Genomic DNA, 19,019 nt, shown 5'->3' on the forward strand with positions numbered 1-19,019 from the left:
TATCGGGAAAACTGTTTGCCATGACCAGGCAGACTGGGACGCGCGGTTTCCGGACCGGCCAGAAACGTAAACATAGCTGCACTGTTGGCACGCTGCGCACTGCGCTGGTGCAAAACTGCGGGGCCGATCAACTCGTGGCGGGAATTTTTGCTGTGAATGTGAGGAAGCTGGCAGAGTGAAGAAAAACGGGAGCTTATGCTCCCGTTCTCCGGTTACGCCTTACCGCCGCGTGCGGCGATAATGCCATCCGCCACATTGCGTGGCGCTTCTGCATAATGGTGAAACTCCATGCTGTAGGTGGCACGACCTTGCGACATCGATCGCAACGTGGTCGAGTAGCCAAACATCTCCGACAGCGGCACTTCGGCGTGGATCACCCGGCTGCCCAGCAGTTCATCCATGCCCTGCACCAGCCCGCGACGGGACGACAGATCGCCCATCACGTTACCGGCATAATCCTCCGGCGTTTCCACTTCCACTTTCATCACCGGCTCGAGGATCACCGGTTTTGCCTGACGGGCCGCCGCTTTAAAGGCAAATATCGCCGCCATGCGAAACGCCATCTCTGACGAATCCACCTCGTGATAAGAACCAAAGGTCAGCGTGGCCTTGATATCCACCAGCGGATAACCCGCCAGGATACCGTTATTCATCGCCTCACGAACGCCCTTCTCGACGGAAGGAATATATTCGCGCGGCACCACGCCACCTTTGGTCGCATCCTCAAAGGCAAAGCCCTTACCGGCTTCCTGCGGTTCCAGCGTCAGCACCACATGACCGTACTGGCCTTTACCGCCCGACTGGCGCACAAACTTGCCTTCCACCTCTTTCGCCGTGGCGCGGAGAGTTTCACGGTAGGTCACCTGCGGCCGGCCGATATTGGCGTCGACGCCGAACTCACGCTTCATGCGGTCAACGATGATTTCCAGATGCAGCTCACCCATCCCGGAAATAATGGTCTGGCCTGACTCTTCATCGGTATGCAGACGGAACGAGGGATCTTCCGACGCCAGTCGCTGCAATGCCAGGCCCAATTTTTCCTGATCGCTTTTGGTTTTCGGTTCAATCGCCAGCGAAATAACCGGTTCAGGAAACTCCATTCGTTCAAGCGTAATCACCGCATCCGGATCGCTTAACGTCTCTCCGGTTGTCACCTCTTTCAGCCCGACGCAGGCGGCAATATCACCGGCGCGGATCTCGTCGACTTCATGCCGCGCGTTGGCATGCATCTGCACGATTCGGCCAATGCGCTCCTTTTTGCCCTTAATCGGGTTGTAGACGCTGTCACCTTTGCGCAGTACGCCGGAATAGACGCGGACAAAGGTCAGCTGACCGACAAAGGGATCGGTCATCAGTTTGAACGCCAGCGCCGAGAATTTTTCCTCGTCATCAGCACGGCGTTCAACCTCGTTGCCCTTCTCGTCCAGCCCTTTCACCGGCGGAATATCCAGCGGCGAAGGCATCAGTTCAACCACCGCATCCAGCATGCGCTGCACGCCTTTGTTCTTGAACGCGCTGCCGCACAGCATCGGCTGGATTTCGCCGTTAATGGTGCGCTGGCGCAGACCGGCTATCACCTCTTCTTCACTGAGGTCGCCCTCCTGCAGATACTTTTCCATCAGCGTATCGCTGGCTTCAGCGGCGGCGGCGACCATTTTTTCACGCCATAACTGCGCCGTGCTCAGAAGCTCTTCCGGGATCGGCTGATAGCTGAAGGTCATGCCCAGGCTTTCGTCATCCCAGAAGATGGCGCGCATTTTGTTCAGGTCGATCACCCCACGGAAGTTCTCTTCGCTGCCAATCGGAATGACGATCGGCACCGGATTGGCTTTCAGCCGGTCGATCATCATCTGCACCACGCGGAAGTAGTCCGCACCCTGGCGATCCATTTTATTGACGAACGCCAGCCGGGGAACGCGATACTTGTTCGCCTGCCGCCAGACCGTTTCCGACTGCGGCTGCACGCCACCCACCGAGTCATACACCATCACCGCGCCACCCAACACGCGCATTGATCGCTCCACTTCAATGGTGAAATCGACGTGACCGGGCGTATCAATAATGTTGATGCGGTGCGGTTCAAAGGTGCGATCCATGCCGGGCCAGAAACAGCTTACCGCAGCTGAAGTAATGGTAATTCCGCGTTCCTGCTCCTGCGCCATCCAGTCCGTCGTCGCAGCGCCATCATGCACTTCACCCAGCCGATGACTCATGCCGGTATAAAAGAGGATGCGCTCGGTGGTGGTGGTTTTACCGGCATCAATATGGGCTGAAATACCGATGTTACGGTAGCGAGCGAGAGGGATTGTTCGGGGCATAGGAGTTCCTTAGTCACAGGGACAGGCTTCAGGCTGGCAGCACCCGGCCAGCATTAAAGCGGGTTTATAGTGCGATAATAATAGTACAACTGTACGAGTATATTCGAACTATTAAAGCCATCGACTAAACTGATGATCGGCAGGTCGCGCAGGTTTTGGCCTTCAGGTATAGTAGCCGCCGCGTTCTCTGCGCGCCTTTCTCCCCGAACAAAAGGACAGTTATGATTGCCAACCACCCTGAACCTCAACAGATTCGCCTGGAAAACGTGCTTTTTGCGTTGGGCAATCCGCTCCGAATGGAAGTGGTGAGGATACTGGCTAATCAGGGTGAACAGGCCTGCGGCACCCTTCTGCAGGGGCTGGCGAAATCCACCATGACCCACCACTGGCGCGTGTTGCGGGAAAGTGGCGTGATTTGGCAACGGCCAAACGGGCGGGAGAATTTACTGTCGCTGCGCAGGGAAGATTTAGAAGCCCGTTTCCCTGGGCTGCTGGAGTCCTTGCTGGCCGCTATGGAGAGCCAGCGTTAGCAAAGCGTTGAGCCAGCGTCAGTGACGCGGTGATTCAGCTGTAGCTGAGCATTGCGTTAGCGTCGGTGAAGCGTGAAACCAACGTTAAGTCAGCGCATCCCTGCGCGGCAACTGCGGGCCTGGTTCAGCCCGCAGATTGATTGCTCAGACCGTCATCCAGCGGCGTTCCAGTGCGGAACTTGCCAGTCAGATTCAGACCGTCATCCAACGGCGTTCCAGCGCGGACACGGCGATCGCTTCCAGTACTTTCGACACCTGTAATCCCTCAGCAAAATCCGGCCACATGCGGTCGTTGGCGGCAATGCCGTTAATCAGGTCGCGGATCTCCACCGTTTTCTGATCGTTAAAGCCAATGCCATGCCCGGCCGAGATACAGAAGTTGGCATAATCCGGGTGTGCAGGACCGGTCAGAATGGTTTTGAAACCCTGACGGCCAGCCGGATCGTCATGGATATACAGCTCCAGTTCGGCCATGCGCTCCTGGGTATAGCGGATGGTTCCTTTGGTGCCGGTCACCACGTAGGTCAGCCCCATTTTGCTGCCGCAGGCAATGCGCGAGGTTTCAATCACTCCGTGCGCGCCATTGGCAAAACGCAACAGCGCGCTGGCCTGGTCTTCGTTCTCCACATCGCGCAACTGCGACGGATCTTTCGGGTCCGGGCGCTGCTTGATCACCGTCAGCATGTCGCCGGACACCTCGCTGATGTTGCCCACCAGGAAATGCGCCATGTTGACGATATGCGCGGCAAGGTCGCCCAGTGCGCCCAGCCCGGCCAGCGCTTTCTGGCAGTGCCAGTCCAGCGGCGTATCAGGGTTAGCCAGGTAATCTTCGTTATGGGTGCCATAAAAATGGATGACGTCACCAATTTCGCCACGGGCAATGATTTCCTGCGCCAACTGGCTGGTCGGGTTTTTCATATAGTTGAAGCCAACCAGCGTTTTCACGCCCGCCGCTTCGGCTGCCCGCACCATCTCTTCAGCGTCGGCCACATCCAGCGCCAACGGTTTTTCGGAATAAACATGCTTCCCGTGACGGATGGCTTCCAGCGCCATCTCTTTATGCAGGAAATTCGGTGCGCAGATGTCTACCACATCGATATTGGGATCGGCCACCAGCTCACGCCAGTCACCCGTTGAACGCGTAAAGCCCAGTAACGCAGCCTGCTTCTTCGCCACCTCCGGATTCACCTCCGCCACCATCTCCCGCACTATCTCACCTTTCAATGCGAAGACGGTTGATGCCTGTGCGTAGGCAATTGCGTGACAACGTCCGATATAACCGGTACCAATCAGTCCAATTCTGACCTTTTCCATACATGTTCCTTGCAGGTTAGCGATGCGAATGCATGGAATGTATATTTCATAATTACGCATCACAACGTGAAAATGAAATAAACGTGATCATTCTGACGAAACTAACTGCAACGGGTGCTGCAACAAAGAAAAGCCTTGCGGGGGGTTACGCAACCTTTGCGCCGCGTTGATAACCGCCAACCTGCGGAAATTTCGATAAAATGCTGCTTTATTCAGCAGTCAGAACAAAATCGCAAATCAGGCTTTGACATACCCCCGCCCGCTAGATATTATGCGCCCCGTTCCAACAATTCCTCTGTAGTTCAGTCGGTAGAACGGCGGACTGTTAATCCGTATGTCACTGGTTCGAGTCCAGTCAGAGGAGCCAAATTCGAGAAGCCCGCTCAGGGAAACCTGAGCGGGCTTTTTCATGCTTAAAAGCTTAATTAAGAATAGCTTCCAGTCTGGCCAGCACTTCATTAACAACATCATCGGGCAGACGTTCCAGTCTCTCACCGTGCCGGGCACTCATATCAATGGTTCTCGGCTGATCGCAGCGAATCACACCCGTTGTTGTAGTTCCTGCTCCATCCAGTGATACGGTAAACCCCGCTGTGCGGGCGAAGTTTCCATTTCGGGTAATGGGAACGACGACAGGTAACTGAGTGACCCGGTTAAATGCGGCGGGAGATACAATGAGTACCGGACGAGTCCCACGTTGTTCATGTCCCGCTGTCGGATCCAGTGAAACGAGCCAGATTTCCCCTCTCTCCATTTACAGGACCTCCTTGCCTGCCACAGGCGTATCCATCCATTCCCGATCTTCTTCGCTCATTTCAGCCTGCGGATCGCACTGTGCCAGCAGTTCCTCAAGCGAATAACGGGGCCGTTTCTGCGGTTCAATGATCAGGCAGCCATTTTTAATGGTCATGCCCACTTCGCTTTCTGTCGACAACGCCAACGTTTTTAACACGGCGGGAGGAACCGCCAGCATGACGGATCCGCCAACCTTTTTCAGACGAGTGATATACATAGAGCGCCTCCTGATATTATATTTTAATATAACATTAATGGCAGGCGGTGCACAGTTTTCAGCCAGAATCATTGTGATTTCCTTAGTTGGACTCAGCGTGAAGGTTGTCGTGCAGGCAGGTACGGACTTCACGTCAGACAGGCTGATTAAAGAAGACTATTCAGGCAGCTCAAAGAATTATCTCGAATCAGATAAATAAAATGCGGCGCAGGTTCGGGATCTGGCCTGCGCCGGAGAGAGATCACCGCGCGGTTAAGTGCTTATCCCTCACCTCGCACGCCCCAGCTTTTCACCAGTAACATCACGCCGGTAAAAATCTGCCAGAAAGTAATGGGATACACAGAGGCCCTTTCGATAATGCCGGTTGGCAGCACGTTGAGGGGGATCAGAAACATGCTGAGCAGGCCGATACAGCCGAGCACCAGACTCAATACGCTGTAATCGCGCAGGTCCTTTTGCTGTCGCAGCAACCCGCCGACGGTGATCAAACAGAGATTTCCTCCGCCGATCGCCATGATCGCGCCAGCCTGATGTACGGTAAATCCACTGGCTTCTGAGCCGCTGTGAAAGAGCGCAATCACTACCCCGCCGATGCCATGCAACAAGCCGGTCAGCAAAAAGCCTTTTTGGCCCGCGCCAGTGAAGTTTGATCGGAGTAACAGACAGGCGAGAAAGAAAAGCAGGCCTTCCGCCGCGAAGCCACTGTTCATCACCGCGTGGAGCGGCGAGCAGACATCACGGCCATCAGGCAATACGCCGCACTGCGCAATGCCCAAATCGCTGATGTAGTTTTGACTGAAGAAGTACGGTGGCGTGGTCCAGGCGCGAGAGGCGACTTTTTCGGCCAACAGATATAACAGGCCACCCAGTGCAAAACTGAGTGCGCCCAATTTGGTTGCAAGCTGTCGTGAATTCATCTGCTTCCGGTGATTAGCGGCCCCGACCCAGCGTCCAGTATGCCATAAAGTTCACCACTTCACGGTCCAGCTGGAACTCATCAATCAGGCAGTGGCGCAGTTTTTTGACCACGCCCGATTCGGCGGCCACCCAGGCGTTAAATCCGTGCTTGCCTTCCGCACGCTCCCAGATGCCATCTTCAATCAGGCTTTTGTTTTCCAGCGACTGCTCCGCGACGCGCGCGCCGTCTGGAATGGTAAGATGATCGCGGATCGCCTTCATCAGCAAGGTGCCCTGTGGGTGATCCTCGCGCCCCAGCCAGTGAATTTCAGCAAAAGGAAAATCTTGCTGCTGAGCATCGGTGATATGCGGAACCTCAAAGAATGCCTGCACCTTTGGCGGCTCAGCCAGCGTTGCCAGCTGTTCCAGAATGCCCACCGCCGCTGGCACCGCGGTTTCATCGGCAATCAGCAACGCCTGTTGGATACCCTCATGCCAAATCCATTCATAGCCGCCGCTGTCATCCGCAGAGGCCGCATTCGGTGCAACAATCTGCATCTTAGCGCCGGTGCCCGCATGCATCGCCCAGCGCGAGGCAGGACCGGTTTCGCCGTGCAGCACGAACTCCACGTCCATCTCTTTCTGCTCGCGGCGCAGTTCCCGCAGCGTATAGGTGCGCATGACCGGGCGCTGCGGCTTTGGCAATGCCAGATAATCCTGATACCAGCCTTCACTGACCGGCATCGCCGGACAGGTGCCGTCTTCGCCCGCGAACAGCAGCTTGATGCGCTGATCGGGGGATTCATGCTTCATCTCCAACACATCGTCGCCGGTGAACACGCAACGCAGTAAGGAAGGCGTAACCTGAATGCGTTGTTTGAGCGTAACGTTGAAAATCCGGTAACCCGCGGCCATTGTGCTGCTCCTTCAGGGAAGTTATTGCGATGTTTCAGCCGTCTGGCGGCGTTCAGTATCGCAATATAACGATAATCATTATCATTTAAAAGATGAAAATGATTTCAACCCTTAACATCTCTTTACCTCCCGTGCAGCACATTGCTAACAATTCAGTCGTTGTGCAGGCGCTGACGGCGACGCAGGCCTGGGAACCACACCATCCACAGCCCCACCACGATCAGCGTACCAATCCCGCCGACCGCCGCCGCTGGCGCCGCACCAAGCCAGGCCGCTAGCATGCCGGACTCAAACTCGCCAAGCTGGTTTGAGGTGTTGATAAAGATCGAGTTAACCGCACTGACGCGCCCGCGCATCTCGTCAGGGGTATCCAGCTGCACCAGCGAGCCACGGATCACCACGCTGACCATATCAAATCCGCCCAACGCGAACAGCGCCAGAATCGACAGCCACAGCTCTTTCGACAGGGCAAAAATCAGCGTGGCGACGCCAAATCCGGCCACGGCAGCAAACATCGTCATGCCGACGTTGCGCTCTAAAGTGCGGCGGCTGAGCCAGAAGCCCACCAGCAATCCACCCACCGCTGGCGCACCGCGCAGTAATCCCAGCCCCCAGGGACCGGTATGCAGGATATCCTTGGCGAAGATCGGCAACAGCGCCGTTGCGCCACCCAGCAGCACCGCAAAAAGATCCAGCGAGATCACGCCCAGGACATCCGGCCGGTTGCGGATAAAGCGCACGCCCGCAAAGACGCTCTCAAAGGTCGCGGGCGTCCTTTTCGGTGGCGCATGCTCATAACGCAGACGGCTGACCATCACGATTGAAATCAGATAGAGCAGCCCGGCCGTGAGATACACCACGCCCGGACCAGCAACATACAGGAAGCCACCCAGCGCCGGGCCGAGCATCGAGGCGGTCTGCATCGAGGCGCCATTGGCAGCCGTTGCGCGGGCCAGCATCGCCGGCGGCACCAGCGCGGGCAGCATCGACTGTAACGACGGCGCTTCCAGCGTTCTGGCCACCGAGATAATGAACACCAGCCCGAGGATTATCACCTCATCGGTTTTGTGTGCCAGCGTCAGTCCCGCCAGCACCGCAATGGCAAGCCACTCGGTGAGCTGGCCGAAAAGCACCACCCGGCGGCGATCGAACTGGTCGGCGACGTGGCCTGCGGGCAAGGCCAGCAGAACCGCCGGCAGAAACTGCACCAGGCCAATCAGGCCCAGATCCCAGGCACGGCCGGTGATCGAATAGATCTGCCAGCCCACCGCAATGGAGAGCATCTGGAAACCGAAGCTGGAGGTGGTGCGGGCCAGCCAGAATGCGACGAAAGAACGGTGTTGAAACAGGGAATCCGCCCTGGCGGGTGCAGAAGAACGCATAGCGATTTTTTACCTGAATATTTTTATTTTACTGAGCAGATGACACTGCCGGCTTTTTGTATTTCCACAACCAGCGGCCGCTGTTCAGACGGCGATAGAAGAAGAAGCCACGCACAATCCAGTCCATAAACATGCCGAGCCAGATGCCCACCACGCCGAATCCCAATACCACACCGAGCGTGTAACCGGCCACGATGCGGGCGCCCCACATGCCCAACAGCGAGATCCACATGGTGAATCGCGCATCGCGCGCCCCTTTCAACCCGGCGGGCAAGACCCACGAGGCCGCCCAGAAAGGCATAAACGCCGCGTTAAGCCAGACCAGGATTTTCACCACGGGGATGACATCGGGATCCTTGGTGTAGAACGACGCGAGGATACCGGCGAACGGCACCGTTATCGCCGCCAGTAAACATAAGCCAATGGTGGATAACCAGAAGATATGCCGGAGCTGACGTTCCGGCTGCAGCAGCTGGCCCCGGCCCAATCGCGTTCCGACAATGATGGTGGAGGCCGACCCCAGCGAGTTCCCCGGCAGGTTAATCATCGAGGCAATCGAGAAGGCAATAAAATTACCGGCGATAACGTCGGTGCCCATCCCGGCGACAAAGATTTGCGTCAGCAGCTTGCCGCCGTTAAACAGCACCGATTCAATACTGGCCGGCACGCCAATCCCCAGCACTTCCATCAGGATGCTGGTATTGAGGCGCGTGAAGTAGCTTTTCAGGGTGATTTTTAAACGCGGGTTGAAGCCGATCATCAGCACGTAAATCACCGCCAGCGCGCCGATATAGCGCGAGATGGTTAAGCCAACGGCCGCGCCATCAAAGCCCAGACCTTTCCAGCCAAAGCAGCCGTAAATCAGTGCGGTACTGATCACGATATTCAGAATGTTCATTCCGCCGTTGATCAGCATTGGAATTTTAGTGTTGCCTGCGCCGCGCAGTGCGCCACAGCCAATCAGCGCGATGGCCGCTGCGGGATAACTCCAGGCGCTGATGGTCAGGTAATCCAACGCCAGCGCTTTCACCGCCGGTTCGGCACTGCCGGCAATCACATCAATAATCTGTACGCCAAAGAACTCGATCAGCAGCGCCAGCAACACGGCAAACAGCGTCATCAGCACCAGCGATTGTCTGGCTGCCGCTTCCGCCCGTTCGCGATTGAGTTTCCCAAGGCTGAAGGCCACCACCACGGTGGTACCGAGATCGATGGCGGCGAAGAAGGAGATAATCACCATATTGAAGCTGTCTGCCAGCCCCACTCCCGCCATCGCCTCTTTGCCCAGCCAGCTCACCAGGAAGGTGCTGAGCACCCCCATTAGCAGGACGCAAAGGTTCTCGAAGAAGATCGGCACGGCCAGCGGGGTGATTTCTCGCCAGAATAAAACTCGGTAGGAATGTCTTTTGGGATACCACGCCGTATTTTTGATCGCCTGCAGCAGAGAGACTCTGAAGTTTTGCAAGGTAGTTCCAGCCAGGAAGAGGTAAGTAGTCCTGATTGATGATGGTAAAAGGCTGACTATTATGCAAAGTCTTTTTTTTCGCGCTGCACAAAAAGGCGGTCAGCGGTCAAAGAAGTTTCCGCTGTCTTCAGGCTTTATTGCTAAACTGCCGCGACGATTTTCAGGAGAAAGCCATGAAGCCCCGTTCCGTTACGCTGGATGATGTTGCCGCTGCCGCAGGAGTCTCTTACCAGACGGTTTCCCGCGTGCTGAACCATTCTGCCAGCGTGGCGGAAAAGACCCGGCTGAAAGTGGAAGCGGCGATGGTGGCGCTGAACTATGTTCCCAACCGCGTGGCGCAGCAGCTGGCCGGGAAACACTCGCGCACGCTGGGTCTGGCCACCAGCGATCTGGCGCTGCTGGCCCCGGCGCAAATGGCGTCGGCGATTCAGCAGCGTGCCACCGCGTTGGGTTACCGACTGGTGATCGCCATGTCTGGCGCGAAAGGAGCCGACGTGGCGGTGCAGGAATTGCTGGCCCAGCGCGTGGATGCGTTACTGGTTAACCTGCCGCTGGATAATGCCAGCGCCAGTCACATTGCCGCACTCACCCGCCCTCTTCCGGGCCTGTTTCTCGATGTCCCGGATGATGCGCCGGTGCCGGCCTGCCAGTACAGTGCAGAAACCGGCGCCCGCCAGGGCATTGAACACCTGCTGGCGTTGGGACATCGGGAGATTGCGCTGCTGAATGGGCCGAAAGCGTCGGTGGCGGCCGCCTCGCGTCATCAAACCTGGCTTAGGGTATTAGCGGAAAATCAGCTTACGCCGCACCGGGAACTGACCGGGGACTGGAGCGCCGAATCCGGCTATCAGGCCACCCTTTCTCTCTTTGGCAGTGCCCTGCCGACCGCCCTGCTGGTCGCTAACGATCAGATGGCGTTAGGTGCGCTGCGGGCGTTGCATCAGGCGGGATTGCAGATCCCTGCGGAGATTTCGGTGGTGGGCTACGACGATACGGCCGAGAGCGCATGGTATCAACCGCCGTTGACCACGGTCCGTCAGGATATCAAACAGCTGGGTGAGCGCAGCGTGGACTGGCTGGTGCAGACGCTCAATGAGGAGCAGAGTCCGGCGCTGATGCGGCCGTTTGCCACCCGGTTAATTATCCGGGAAACCACCGCCGCGCCGCCGCAACAGCGGGTAAATGCACAGGCGATGAGCGGAAAGCGTCAACAACCTGCAGAAAAAACAAAGGGCGATCGATGATCGCCCCTGAAGTCTGAATCGCTAAACCTTACTGCGGTTTAGGCTCGCCCATCGCTTTCAATTTCTTCGACAGGTCACGACGCTCTTTCGACAGATCGGCATTTTTGATGATGTAGTCATCAACACGATCTTCGTAGTCGCTGCGCATGCTGCCAATGATTTCCTGGATGGCTTCAATGCTCATGCCCGGTTTGATGTATTCGCCAAGGTTATCGAGCAGCAAGACACGCTTCTGGTTATCACGAATTTTCTTTTCGTTATCGTGAATTTCGCGCTGCAGCTTGTTCTTACGACGGAACATCCGCACGAACTCCAGCACGTCCTGAAATGATTGCTTTGCATTTTCCATGAAGACACCTTTCATTTAGGCCTGTTCGCACAGGCGTCATTATCGTAGCACTCAGCTTAGCGGCTCACCGCGGCCGAAGGCAATTTTGAAATTGTAGAGTCGGGCCCTATCTTAGCGCGAACGACTGTTTCCCGCAGTAAGTTGTTGCATATCGCTTATTTACGCAAGACCAGCCGCATTAAATCGGACAGTCTTTCCAGCTGTCCCGCCATTTCCAGGCTCAACCAGACGTAGCCGTGGATCGCCGTCTCCACCCGCTCGTCGCTGTCATATTCCTTAATCAGCTGTCGCAGTTCGCGGCTGACTTCCGCCAGCTCACCACTGTAAGCCGCAATCTTGTCCGTATTGCCTTCGACAATGGCTTTCGACAGTTTGCGTAGCGTGTTCTCGGTCATTTCCTGGGTATGACGCAGCGCCGGGGCGTTCAGCATGATCAGATGGCTCTCGCGCGAGTTCCACCAGGCATTCAGCTGCAGCTCAAGGGTACAAACCATATTGCGGTTCAGCGTCTGGATACCTTCAAACACCGATTTGGGAATTTTGGTTTCTTTGCTGGACGGCTCAATCAGCGAGCGCATTTTGACAACGCCGGTTAACAATCGCTGCAAAGGCCGCGTCAGCCGGGGCTTCTCCACCAGGTTCGGCGAGAAACCGGCGTGATAGATTTTGGCAGTTTCAAGCAGGGAATCCGAGAGCTTGATGCGCCAGTGGGTATAGGCTTTCTGTGGATAGATGCTGGTAAACAGCAGTGCCAGCAGCGAACCGAAGATCACATCGCCACCGCGCCATAACGCGGTAGTCAGATCGCCCGGCGGCGCGCCGCAAATCACCGCCAGCGTGATGCCGATCAGCAGCGCCATGTAAGGGTGTTTGCCCAGCGTCAGAAAGCCGCACAGGAACATCACGATGGTGCACCACACCAGCATTCCCGGCAGGGAAATCACTTCAAGCTTGAGGGCAATCAGTCCGGAGACCGAGCCAAAGATGGTGCCGCCGATACGCTGCAGCGCACGGGGAAAGACATTTCCCCAGGATGAAATGGGGCCCATCACCACCACCAGCGTGATCAGCGGCCAGGTCCCTTCCGGGATCTCCAGCAGCCTCACCAGCAAAAAGGTCAGCACAAATGCCAGCGCAATTCGAATGCCATGCACGGTGCGATAGTTGCGGTAGAGCGTGAATTCGAAGGCCGATAACGGCTTGTCCGGGCGCACACAGTTCTCCTGATAACAGTTGAAGCTGGGCATCATACCCGATCGAAAAAAGCGCCGTAATTGATTCTGCACTATTTTTAGTGAGGAATTTCCTTACATCTTTTAAGGAATTACACTAATTAACAAAACGACAACATCTGTTATACATAATACTGTCGTCTTGCTCATATTTTTACACTTTAGATATAACTTTACAGACTGGAACAATAGGAAGCTCAATGCGCAAACCCACTTCAACGCAGCCTGGGGTCACCCGGCGGCAGGTTTTGACATGGTCGACCGGCGCGATAGCGGCTACCGCCACCGGCGTTGCCAAAGCCGTCACCCTTACCGGTGCCCCAGGCTGGACACCTTTTTCAAACAACCCACCCGAAACCTTTGATTCCACTGCCCTGCTGTTTTTCACCGAGGAAGAAGCCGCAACGATAGACGCCATCGTTGACCGCTTAATCCCGGCCGATGAGCTGAGCATGGGCGGTAAAGAAGCCGGGTGTACCGTGTTTATCGATCGCCAGCTGCACGGTTTTTACGGCACCTTTGAACGCCTGTATATGGAAGGCCCGTTTGAAAAAGGCGTTCCGGAACAGGGCGATCAGTCCCCGCTGGTGCCCCGTCAGCGTTATCGCCTGGGCATTGCCGCCCTCAACAAATATTGCCAGACCAGCCAGCAGAAAGCCTTTAAAGACCTGACTGCCGAGCAGCAGGACGACATCCTGCATGGCCTGGAAAACGGCAAGATTGCGCTGGACGGTTACGACAGCGCCTCATTTTTTGCTCAGGTGCTGACCAACGCCATGGAAGGCTTCTTCGCCGATCCAATTTATGGCGGCAACAAAGACATGGTTTCCTGGAAGATGCTGGGCTTCCCCGGCGCACGTTATGATTATCGCGACTATATTGGCCGCCATAACCAGGACCTGAAGCTGCAACCGGTGAGCATTGCCGACCTGCCAACCCAGAAAAAAGGATCCTGATATGGCGACCAAACTACCAAAAACCGATGTGGTCATCATCGGCCTGGGCTGGGCTGGCTCGATCATCGCCAATGAACTGGCCGATGAAGGGTTAAACATTGTCGGCATTGAACGCGGCCCGTGGCGCGATACGGCGCGGGACTTCAACGTTGCCACCATTACCGATGAGCTGCGTTATGTGCAACGTGAAGAGCTGATGCTGCGCACCCGCCAGAACACCTGCACCATGCGTAACAATCCTTCACAGACCGCGTTGCCGATGCGCAGCTGGGGATCGTTCCATCCCGGTAACGGCACCGGCGGCGCGGGCAACCACTGGGCGGGAATTACCTTCCGTTTCCAGCCGGAAGAGTTTCGTCTGCGCAGTCATCTGACCGAACGTTACGGTGCAAATGCTATCTCTTCCGACCTGTCGCTGCAGGACTGGGGCATGGATTGGGATGAAATTGAAAAGCACTATATGCAGTTCGAACGTGTTGCCGGCACCTCCGGCAAAGCGGGCGTGATTAATGGCGTGAAGCAGGCAGGCGGCAACCAGTTTGAAGGCTCCCGCTCCGGTGAATATCCGACGCCACCAATGAAGCAGCCTTACGGCCCAACGCTGTTTGCCGAAGCCGCCCGCAATATGGGCTATAACGCCTTCGCCGTGCCTTCATCGCTGGTGTCCGAGGCCTACACCAATCCGTATGGCGTGACCATGGGGCCCTGTACCTTCTGTGGCTACTGCACCAACTACGGTTGCGCTAACTACTCCAAGGCCAGCGCCATCACCACCGTTCTGCCGGCACTGATGCGCAAACCCAACTTCACCGCGCATACCAGCAGCGAAGTGTTGCAGGTCTTAACCGACTCCACCGGTAAAAAAGCCACTGGCGTGACCTTTATCGACTCCAGCGGCGATGAATGGGAACAGCCTGCGGATTTGGTGATCGTCGCAGCCTATACCTTCGAGAACGTGCGTCTGATGCTGCTCTCCAACATCGGCAAAGCCTACGATCCGGTGACCAACACCGGTACCACCGGCCGTAACTACGCCTACCAGACCGCGAACGGCGTCACCCTGTTCTTCGACGACAAGAACTTCAACCCGTTTATCGGTGCCGGTGCCGTCGGGATGGGCATTGATGATTTCAATAACGATAACTTCGACCACAGCGGGCTGGGCTTCTTCGGCGGCGGCAGTATTCGCGTGACGCCAATTGGTGCAGCGCCCATCAACAGCCGCCCGGTACCGCCAGGCACGCCAAAATGGGGATCCGACTGGAAGAAGGCCACGGTGAAGAACTACCTCAGCACCATGTCAATCGGGTGTGAGGCCAGCAGCTATACCCAACGCACTAACTATCTGTCGCTGGATCCGAACTACAAGGATCCGCACGGTCGTCCGTTGCTGCGTATCACCTTCGACTTCCCGGAAAACGATCTGCGTATGGCGCAGTACTGCACCGGAAAAGTGGCGGAAATTGCCAAAACCATGAATCCGCGCCAGATCGTTTCCAAGCCGACCAGCGGCCACTGGAACAGCGTGCCCTATCAGTCTTCCCACGTTTGCGGCGGCTTTGTAATGGGTGCCGATCCGTCGAACAGCTCGGTGAACAAGCATCTGCAGGTCTGGGACGTGCCGAATCTGTTTGTAGTCGGTGCGTCTGCCTTCCCGCAAAACCCGGGATATAACCCGACTGGCACCGTCGGCGCGTTGGCCTTTAAGGCCGCGCACGATATCCGCCAGTACTATCTGAAACGTCCAGGGGAGATGATTACCGCATGAAAAAGCGCACGCTTTTCACACTGGCTGCGATCTCACTCGCGGTGCTCGGCGTTTCTGAAGCCTGGGCCCAGCCGGAATATGATCAGATTGAACGTGGCCGCTATATCGCCACGCTGGGTGACTGTACCGCCTGCCATACCGTCGATCCGAAAAAACCGTTCGCCGGTGGCGTTGGCCTGAACACGCCTTTCGGTAAACTGGTTGGCGCCAACATCACTCCCGATCGTGAAACCGGTATAGGCAACTGGAGTTTTGATGACTTCCAGCGTGCCATGTCCGAAGGGATTGGCCACGGTGGCAAGCGGCTTTACGGCGCCATGCCGTTCACCGCCTACACCAAAGTCTCCCGCAAGGATAACGCTGACCTGTGGGCGTATTTGCAGAGCCTGCAACCCATCCATCAGGAAATTGAATCCAACCAGCTGCCCTTTCCGTTTAACGTCCGAACCAGCCTGATTGTCTGGAACTGGATGAATTTCGATAAGGGCGAATTCAAGCCGGATATGAGCAAATCGGCGGAGTGGAACCGTGGCGCTTACCTGGTTGAAGGGTTAGGCCACTGCGGAACCTGCCATACGCCGAAAAACATCCTCGGCGGTGACAAGAACAGCGCGTTCCTGTCCGGCGCGGTGGTCGAAGGCTGGTGGGCACCGAATCTGACCAGCGATGAGCACGCCGGTTTAGGCAAATGGACGCAGGAAGATATCGTCAGCTATCTGCGTACCGGCGTAAACCGGTATGACATCGCGTCCGGGCCGATGGCGGATGCGGTGAAGAACTCGACGCAATACTGGCGCGACGAGGATCTGAAAGCGGTCGCCACCTACCTGAAAGCCACGCCAAAACAGGGCGATGACAAGCCGGCAGCACTGGCTGCAGACGACAGTCGGATGAAAACCGGTGCAACGATTTATGAAGCGAAATGTTCTGCCTGCCATGCGCCTCAGGGCCAGGGCGGTAAGAATATCTTCCCTCAGCTGGCCAATAACCCGCTGGTGAATGCGCCGAACGCCACCTCGCTGATCCATGTGGTGGTTGCGGGCAGCCGTGGCGTGGATACGGATACCCGTCCAACCGCGCCAGCGATGCCTTCGTTTGCCGGCACCTTAAGCGATGAGGAAATGGCCGATGTCATTACCTACGTTCGCAACAGCTGGGGTAATGCCGCATCACCGGTCAGCGCTGGCGATGTGAAGGACCTGAAGCAAGAACTGCGTAAATAGCGTGCCCCGGATGCTTGCTGCAGGGTTAAAACCTGCACGGTAAACCGGCTAAGCCGATTGCAGGGTTCGCAATAAGAGCAGCGTGAGTGATTGCGCTGCTCTTTCATTTTTATTCCGCTTTGCTGACCGGAATATAGAGCTCGATATCCCATTCGCCGCTCTCCGAACCGTCGTTCAGGTAGTGATCAAAACAGGGCCCTTCCGCCATCACATACCCGCTGTCCGGCAGCCACTCATCAAAGAAGGCATACCAGGGTTTGGTGAAATCACCGTCGTTCACATGCACCAGATTCATCGCATAGGTTCCGGCGGGAATGATGCTGAGCCTGGCGCCCTCACTCCCTTCAGGCAGCTCGAAGTCGGTCGGCACGCCGATCACCGTTTCAATTTTCAGCTCTTCCGCTGGCACCGCCCGCGGATTACCGTGATACACGCCCATCCATGGGCCCATCACATTATGCTTACTGGTCCAGGCCACCAGTTTGTCAAAGCCTTCGGGCGCGGTGACTTCCCACGGGCCCACAAGATGAAAACCGGCTGTTTTGCTCTCTTCACGCTCAACGATTTCAACATTCATCTTCTTGCTCCTCATCAGGATAACTGGTTAAACATACAGTCAGAAGTGTAGATGATCGAGCAAAAAAGCCGCTGAAATGTTGTTTTGCGAGCCAGCCTGCAAAAGACTTTAGTCGGGCCGGGTCAGGCTGAAATCCTGCCACTGCTGGGCGAGCGCCTCGCGCAGATAGTCGACAAACAGCCGCACGCGCGGAGGCTGTTGCTTGCCATTCAACCAGATCGCATGCAGTGGCGCGGCGGGAAGAGGATGGTCAGTGAGAACCTGCACCAGCTTGCCTGATTTGAGGTCGTCTGCCACATCCCAGACAGATTTCACCACGATCCCGGCACCGTGCAGTGCCAGGCCGTGTGCAGCCTCACCGGTATTGACGTGAAAACGGGCGTTGATCTGCACGCTGCGCTGAGATTCTCCGGCGCCAAAGGTCCACTCGGTGACCGGGTTATCGCCAGAGATAATGCAGCTGTGCGCGCTTAACTCCTCCAGTGACAGAGGCTCACCGGCCTGCTGCAGATACGCAGGAGACGCGCAGAGCACGCGCTGATTTGGCACCAGTTCCCGAGCGACCAGCCGGGAATCCGCCAGCGCGCCGTAGCGTATTGCCAAATCGTAGCCGCTGGCCGCCAGATCGATCACCCGGTCGCTCAGGTGCAGATGCAGTTTGACGCTCTGATGCTGTTGCATAAATCGGGTGACAATCGGCGACAGCCAGCGCTGGCCCATACTGTGCGAAGAGGTAATGCGCAAGGTGCCGCTGGCTTTGCCCTGCCTTGAAGAGAGCGCACTTTCTATCGAGTCCAGCTCCTGCTGCAGCCGCAGAGCATGTCCGGTAAACACCAACCCTTCGTCGGTCAGCGAGACATGCCGCGTGGTGCGATGAAACAGACGCACGCCAAGCTGCTGCTCCATTTGCGTCAGCCTTTTGCTGACCACAGCCAGCGATAATCCCAGCTGTCGCCCGGCCGCAGAGAGTGAACCACAGGCGACGATGGCGTTGAATAAGGCGATGTCACGGATATCTTTCAGCATAGCGATTCTCAATGTAGCGGCAACAATCCCTTGCAAGTGTTGCATATTCCGTCAAGAAAGCGAGAGGCATAAGCTTGAGGAAAACCTGAGGAGAAGATGATGACTTTTAAACAACAGCAAGTATTAGTGGTCGGCGGCAGTTCCGGGATCGGTGAAGCCATCGCGGCGGCATTCGTGGCTGAAGGTGCCAGGGTGACCATTGCCTCACGCAGTCTGGATAAGCTGCAGGCAGCCGCAGCCCGACTGGGAGACGTCGAAGTTGCCGTGCTGGATACCGCCGACAATCAGCAGATTGAACAGTTCTTTGCTGCGCAACCGGCCTGGGATCATATTGCGATTTCCGCAGCGCAGACGCCGGGCGGACCGGTGAAAAGTCTGCCGCTGGACAGCGCTTACAGCGCAATGGAAAGTAAGTTTTGGGGAGCCTACAGGGTTGCCCGGGCGGCCAAAATTGCCGAACGCGGATCGCTGACCTTTGTGTCGGGATTTTTGAGCGTCCGTCCGGGCAAAACGGTGTTGCAGGGCGCCATCAACGCGGCGCTGGAGTCATTAGGACGTGGTCTGGCGCTGGAGCTTTCGCCGGTGCGGGTAAATACCGTTTCCCCTGGCGTGATTGAGACGCCGCTGTGGGCTGGCATGGAACACGTCGCCCGGGAGCAACTCTTTGCCACCCTGCGCGCATCGTTACCCGCCAAAACGCTGGGGCAGCCGGAAGATGTGGCGCGGGCGGTGCTGTTTCTGGCCGGAAATGCCTACACCACCGGTTCAACCGTGCTGGTGGATGGCGGTGGTGCCATCAAGCCTTAAGCAG

Annotated in this window: 18 protein-coding genes and 1 tRNA gene; 7 read left to right on the forward strand and 12 right to left on the reverse strand. The window is 56.7% G+C overall.

All coding sequences use genetic code 11. The features are described 5' to 3' along the window. Positions 1 to 212 precede the first annotated feature (212 nt). A complete protein-coding gene (gene fusA, locus E2F51_RS21555; protein WP_134824527.1) occupies positions 213 to 2,318 on the reverse strand; it encodes an elongation factor G in 2,106 nt (701 codons plus the stop codon). A gap of 221 nt (positions 2,319 to 2,539) precedes the next feature. Here fusA and E2F51_RS21560 point away from each other — a divergent pair, with 221 nt between their 5' ends. Then, complete coding sequence (locus E2F51_RS21560; protein ID WP_013202889.1) at positions 2,540 to 2,848, forward strand: helix-turn-helix transcriptional regulator; 309 nt, start codon at positions 2,540 to 2,542, stop codon at positions 2,846 to 2,848. 192 nt (positions 2,849 to 3,040) lie between these two features. Here the strand turns inward: E2F51_RS21560 and E2F51_RS21565 are convergent, their stop codons facing one another. After that, on the reverse strand, positions 3,041 to 4,162 hold the full coding sequence (locus E2F51_RS21565) for a Gfo/Idh/MocA family protein (RefSeq protein ID WP_013202890.1): 1,122 nt from the start codon (positions 4,160 to 4,162) through the stop codon (positions 3,041 to 3,043). 291 nt (positions 4,163 to 4,453) lie between these two features. Between E2F51_RS21565 and E2F51_RS21570 the strand changes: the two genes are divergently transcribed. Further along, positions 4,454 to 4,529: transfer RNA gene (locus E2F51_RS21570), tRNA-Asn, on the forward strand. Positions 4,530 to 4,583: 54 nt separating this feature from the next. On the opposite strand, the gene E2F51_RS21575 is transcribed toward E2F51_RS21570, so the two are convergent. The 6 genes from E2F51_RS21575 to E2F51_RS21605 form a co-directional block, all read right to left on the reverse strand. Next, a complete protein-coding gene (locus E2F51_RS21575; protein ID WP_134824528.1) occupies positions 4,584 to 4,916 on the reverse strand; it encodes a type II toxin-antitoxin system PemK/MazF family toxin in 333 nt (110 codons plus the stop codon). Further along, a complete protein-coding gene (locus E2F51_RS21580) occupies positions 4,917 to 5,174 on the reverse strand; it encodes an antitoxin (protein WP_013202892.1) in 258 nt (85 codons plus the stop codon). A gap of 260 nt (positions 5,175 to 5,434) precedes the next feature. Beyond that, a complete protein-coding gene (locus tag E2F51_RS21590) occupies positions 5,435 to 6,091 on the reverse strand; it encodes a DUF998 domain-containing protein (RefSeq protein WP_134824530.1) in 657 nt (218 codons plus the stop codon). A 13-nt stretch (positions 6,092 to 6,104) separates the two neighbouring features. Beyond that, a complete protein-coding gene (locus E2F51_RS21595; protein ID WP_134824531.1) occupies positions 6,105 to 6,986 on the reverse strand; it encodes a siderophore-interacting protein in 882 nt (293 codons plus the stop codon). 152 nt (positions 6,987 to 7,138) lie between these two features. Further along, positions 7,139 to 8,368, reverse strand: coding sequence for an MFS transporter (locus E2F51_RS21600; protein ID WP_134824532.1), 1,230 nt, complete (start codon positions 8,366 to 8,368; stop codon positions 7,139 to 7,141). Positions 8,369 to 8,396: 28 nt separating this feature from the next. Further along, entirely contained in the window at positions 8,397 to 9,833 is a 1,437-nt protein-coding gene (locus tag E2F51_RS21605) for an EmmdR/YeeO family multidrug/toxin efflux MATE transporter (RefSeq protein ID WP_134824533.1), read from the reverse strand. 173 nt (positions 9,834 to 10,006) lie between these two features. On the opposite strand from E2F51_RS21605, the gene E2F51_RS21610 reads away from it, so the two are divergent. Further along, the gene (locus E2F51_RS21610; RefSeq protein ID WP_134824534.1) at positions 10,007 to 11,077 is read left to right on the forward strand and encodes a LacI family DNA-binding transcriptional regulator; all 1,071 of its coding nucleotides are present in this window, start codon (positions 10,007 to 10,009) and stop codon (positions 11,075 to 11,077) included. A gap of 28 nt (positions 11,078 to 11,105) precedes the next feature. Here E2F51_RS21610 and E2F51_RS21615 read toward each other — a convergent pair whose 3' ends face one another. Together E2F51_RS21615 and E2F51_RS21620 are read right to left on the reverse strand one after the other, a co-directional pair. Then, a complete protein-coding gene (locus E2F51_RS21615; protein WP_013202899.1) occupies positions 11,106 to 11,426 on the reverse strand; it encodes a DUF496 family protein in 321 nt (106 codons plus the stop codon). A gap of 155 nt (positions 11,427 to 11,581) precedes the next feature. Next, positions 11,582 to 12,640 (reverse strand): FUSC family protein, encoded by a 1,059-nt coding sequence (locus tag E2F51_RS21620; RefSeq protein ID WP_013202900.1) that lies wholly within the window; start codon positions 12,638 to 12,640, stop codon positions 11,582 to 11,584. A gap of 218 nt (positions 12,641 to 12,858) precedes the next feature. Between E2F51_RS21620 and E2F51_RS21625 the strand changes: the two genes are divergently transcribed. The 3 genes from E2F51_RS21625 to E2F51_RS21635 are packed head-to-tail and all read left to right on the forward strand — an operon-like array spanning position 12,859 to position 16,605. Then, positions 12,859 to 13,614: a gluconate 2-dehydrogenase subunit 3 family protein gene (locus tag E2F51_RS21625; protein ID WP_134824535.1), complete on the forward strand. Its 756-nt coding sequence runs from the start codon at positions 12,859 to 12,861 to the stop codon at positions 13,612 to 13,614. A gap of 1 nt (position 13,615) precedes the next feature. Next, complete coding sequence (locus E2F51_RS21630) at positions 13,616 to 15,382, forward strand: GMC family oxidoreductase (RefSeq protein ID WP_013202902.1); 1,767 nt, start codon at positions 13,616 to 13,618, stop codon at positions 15,380 to 15,382. Further along, on the forward strand, positions 15,379 to 16,605 hold the full coding sequence (locus E2F51_RS21635; RefSeq protein WP_134824536.1) for a cytochrome c: 1,227 nt from the start codon (positions 15,379 to 15,381) through the stop codon (positions 16,603 to 16,605). Before E2F51_RS21630 ends, E2F51_RS21635 begins: the two co-directional genes overlap by 4 nt. A 109-nt stretch (positions 16,606 to 16,714) precedes the next feature. On the opposite strand, the gene sbmC is transcribed toward E2F51_RS21635, so the two are convergent. Together sbmC and E2F51_RS21645 are read right to left on the reverse strand one after the other, a co-directional pair. Next, entirely contained in the window at positions 16,715 to 17,182 is a 468-nt protein-coding gene (sbmC, locus tag E2F51_RS21640) for a DNA gyrase inhibitor SbmC (protein ID WP_134824537.1), read from the reverse strand. A 108-nt stretch (positions 17,183 to 17,290) separates the two neighbouring features. Further along, complete coding sequence (locus tag E2F51_RS21645; RefSeq protein WP_134824538.1) at positions 17,291 to 18,208, reverse strand: LysR family transcriptional regulator; 918 nt, start codon at positions 18,206 to 18,208, stop codon at positions 17,291 to 17,293. A 96-nt stretch (positions 18,209 to 18,304) separates the two neighbouring features. Here E2F51_RS21645 and E2F51_RS21650 point away from each other — a divergent pair, with 96 nt between their 5' ends. Continuing rightward, positions 18,305 to 19,015 (forward strand): SDR family oxidoreductase, encoded by a 711-nt coding sequence (locus tag E2F51_RS21650; RefSeq protein WP_167738421.1) that lies wholly within the window; start codon positions 18,305 to 18,307, stop codon positions 19,013 to 19,015. The last annotated feature ends 4 nt before the right edge of the window (positions 19,016 to 19,019 follow it).

Origin of the sequence: Erwinia sp. QL-Z3, assembly GCF_004551645.1 — a bacterium.
In the GTDB taxonomy this organism is placed as follows: domain Bacteria; phylum Pseudomonadota; class Gammaproteobacteria; order Enterobacterales; family Enterobacteriaceae; genus Erwinia; species Erwinia billingiae.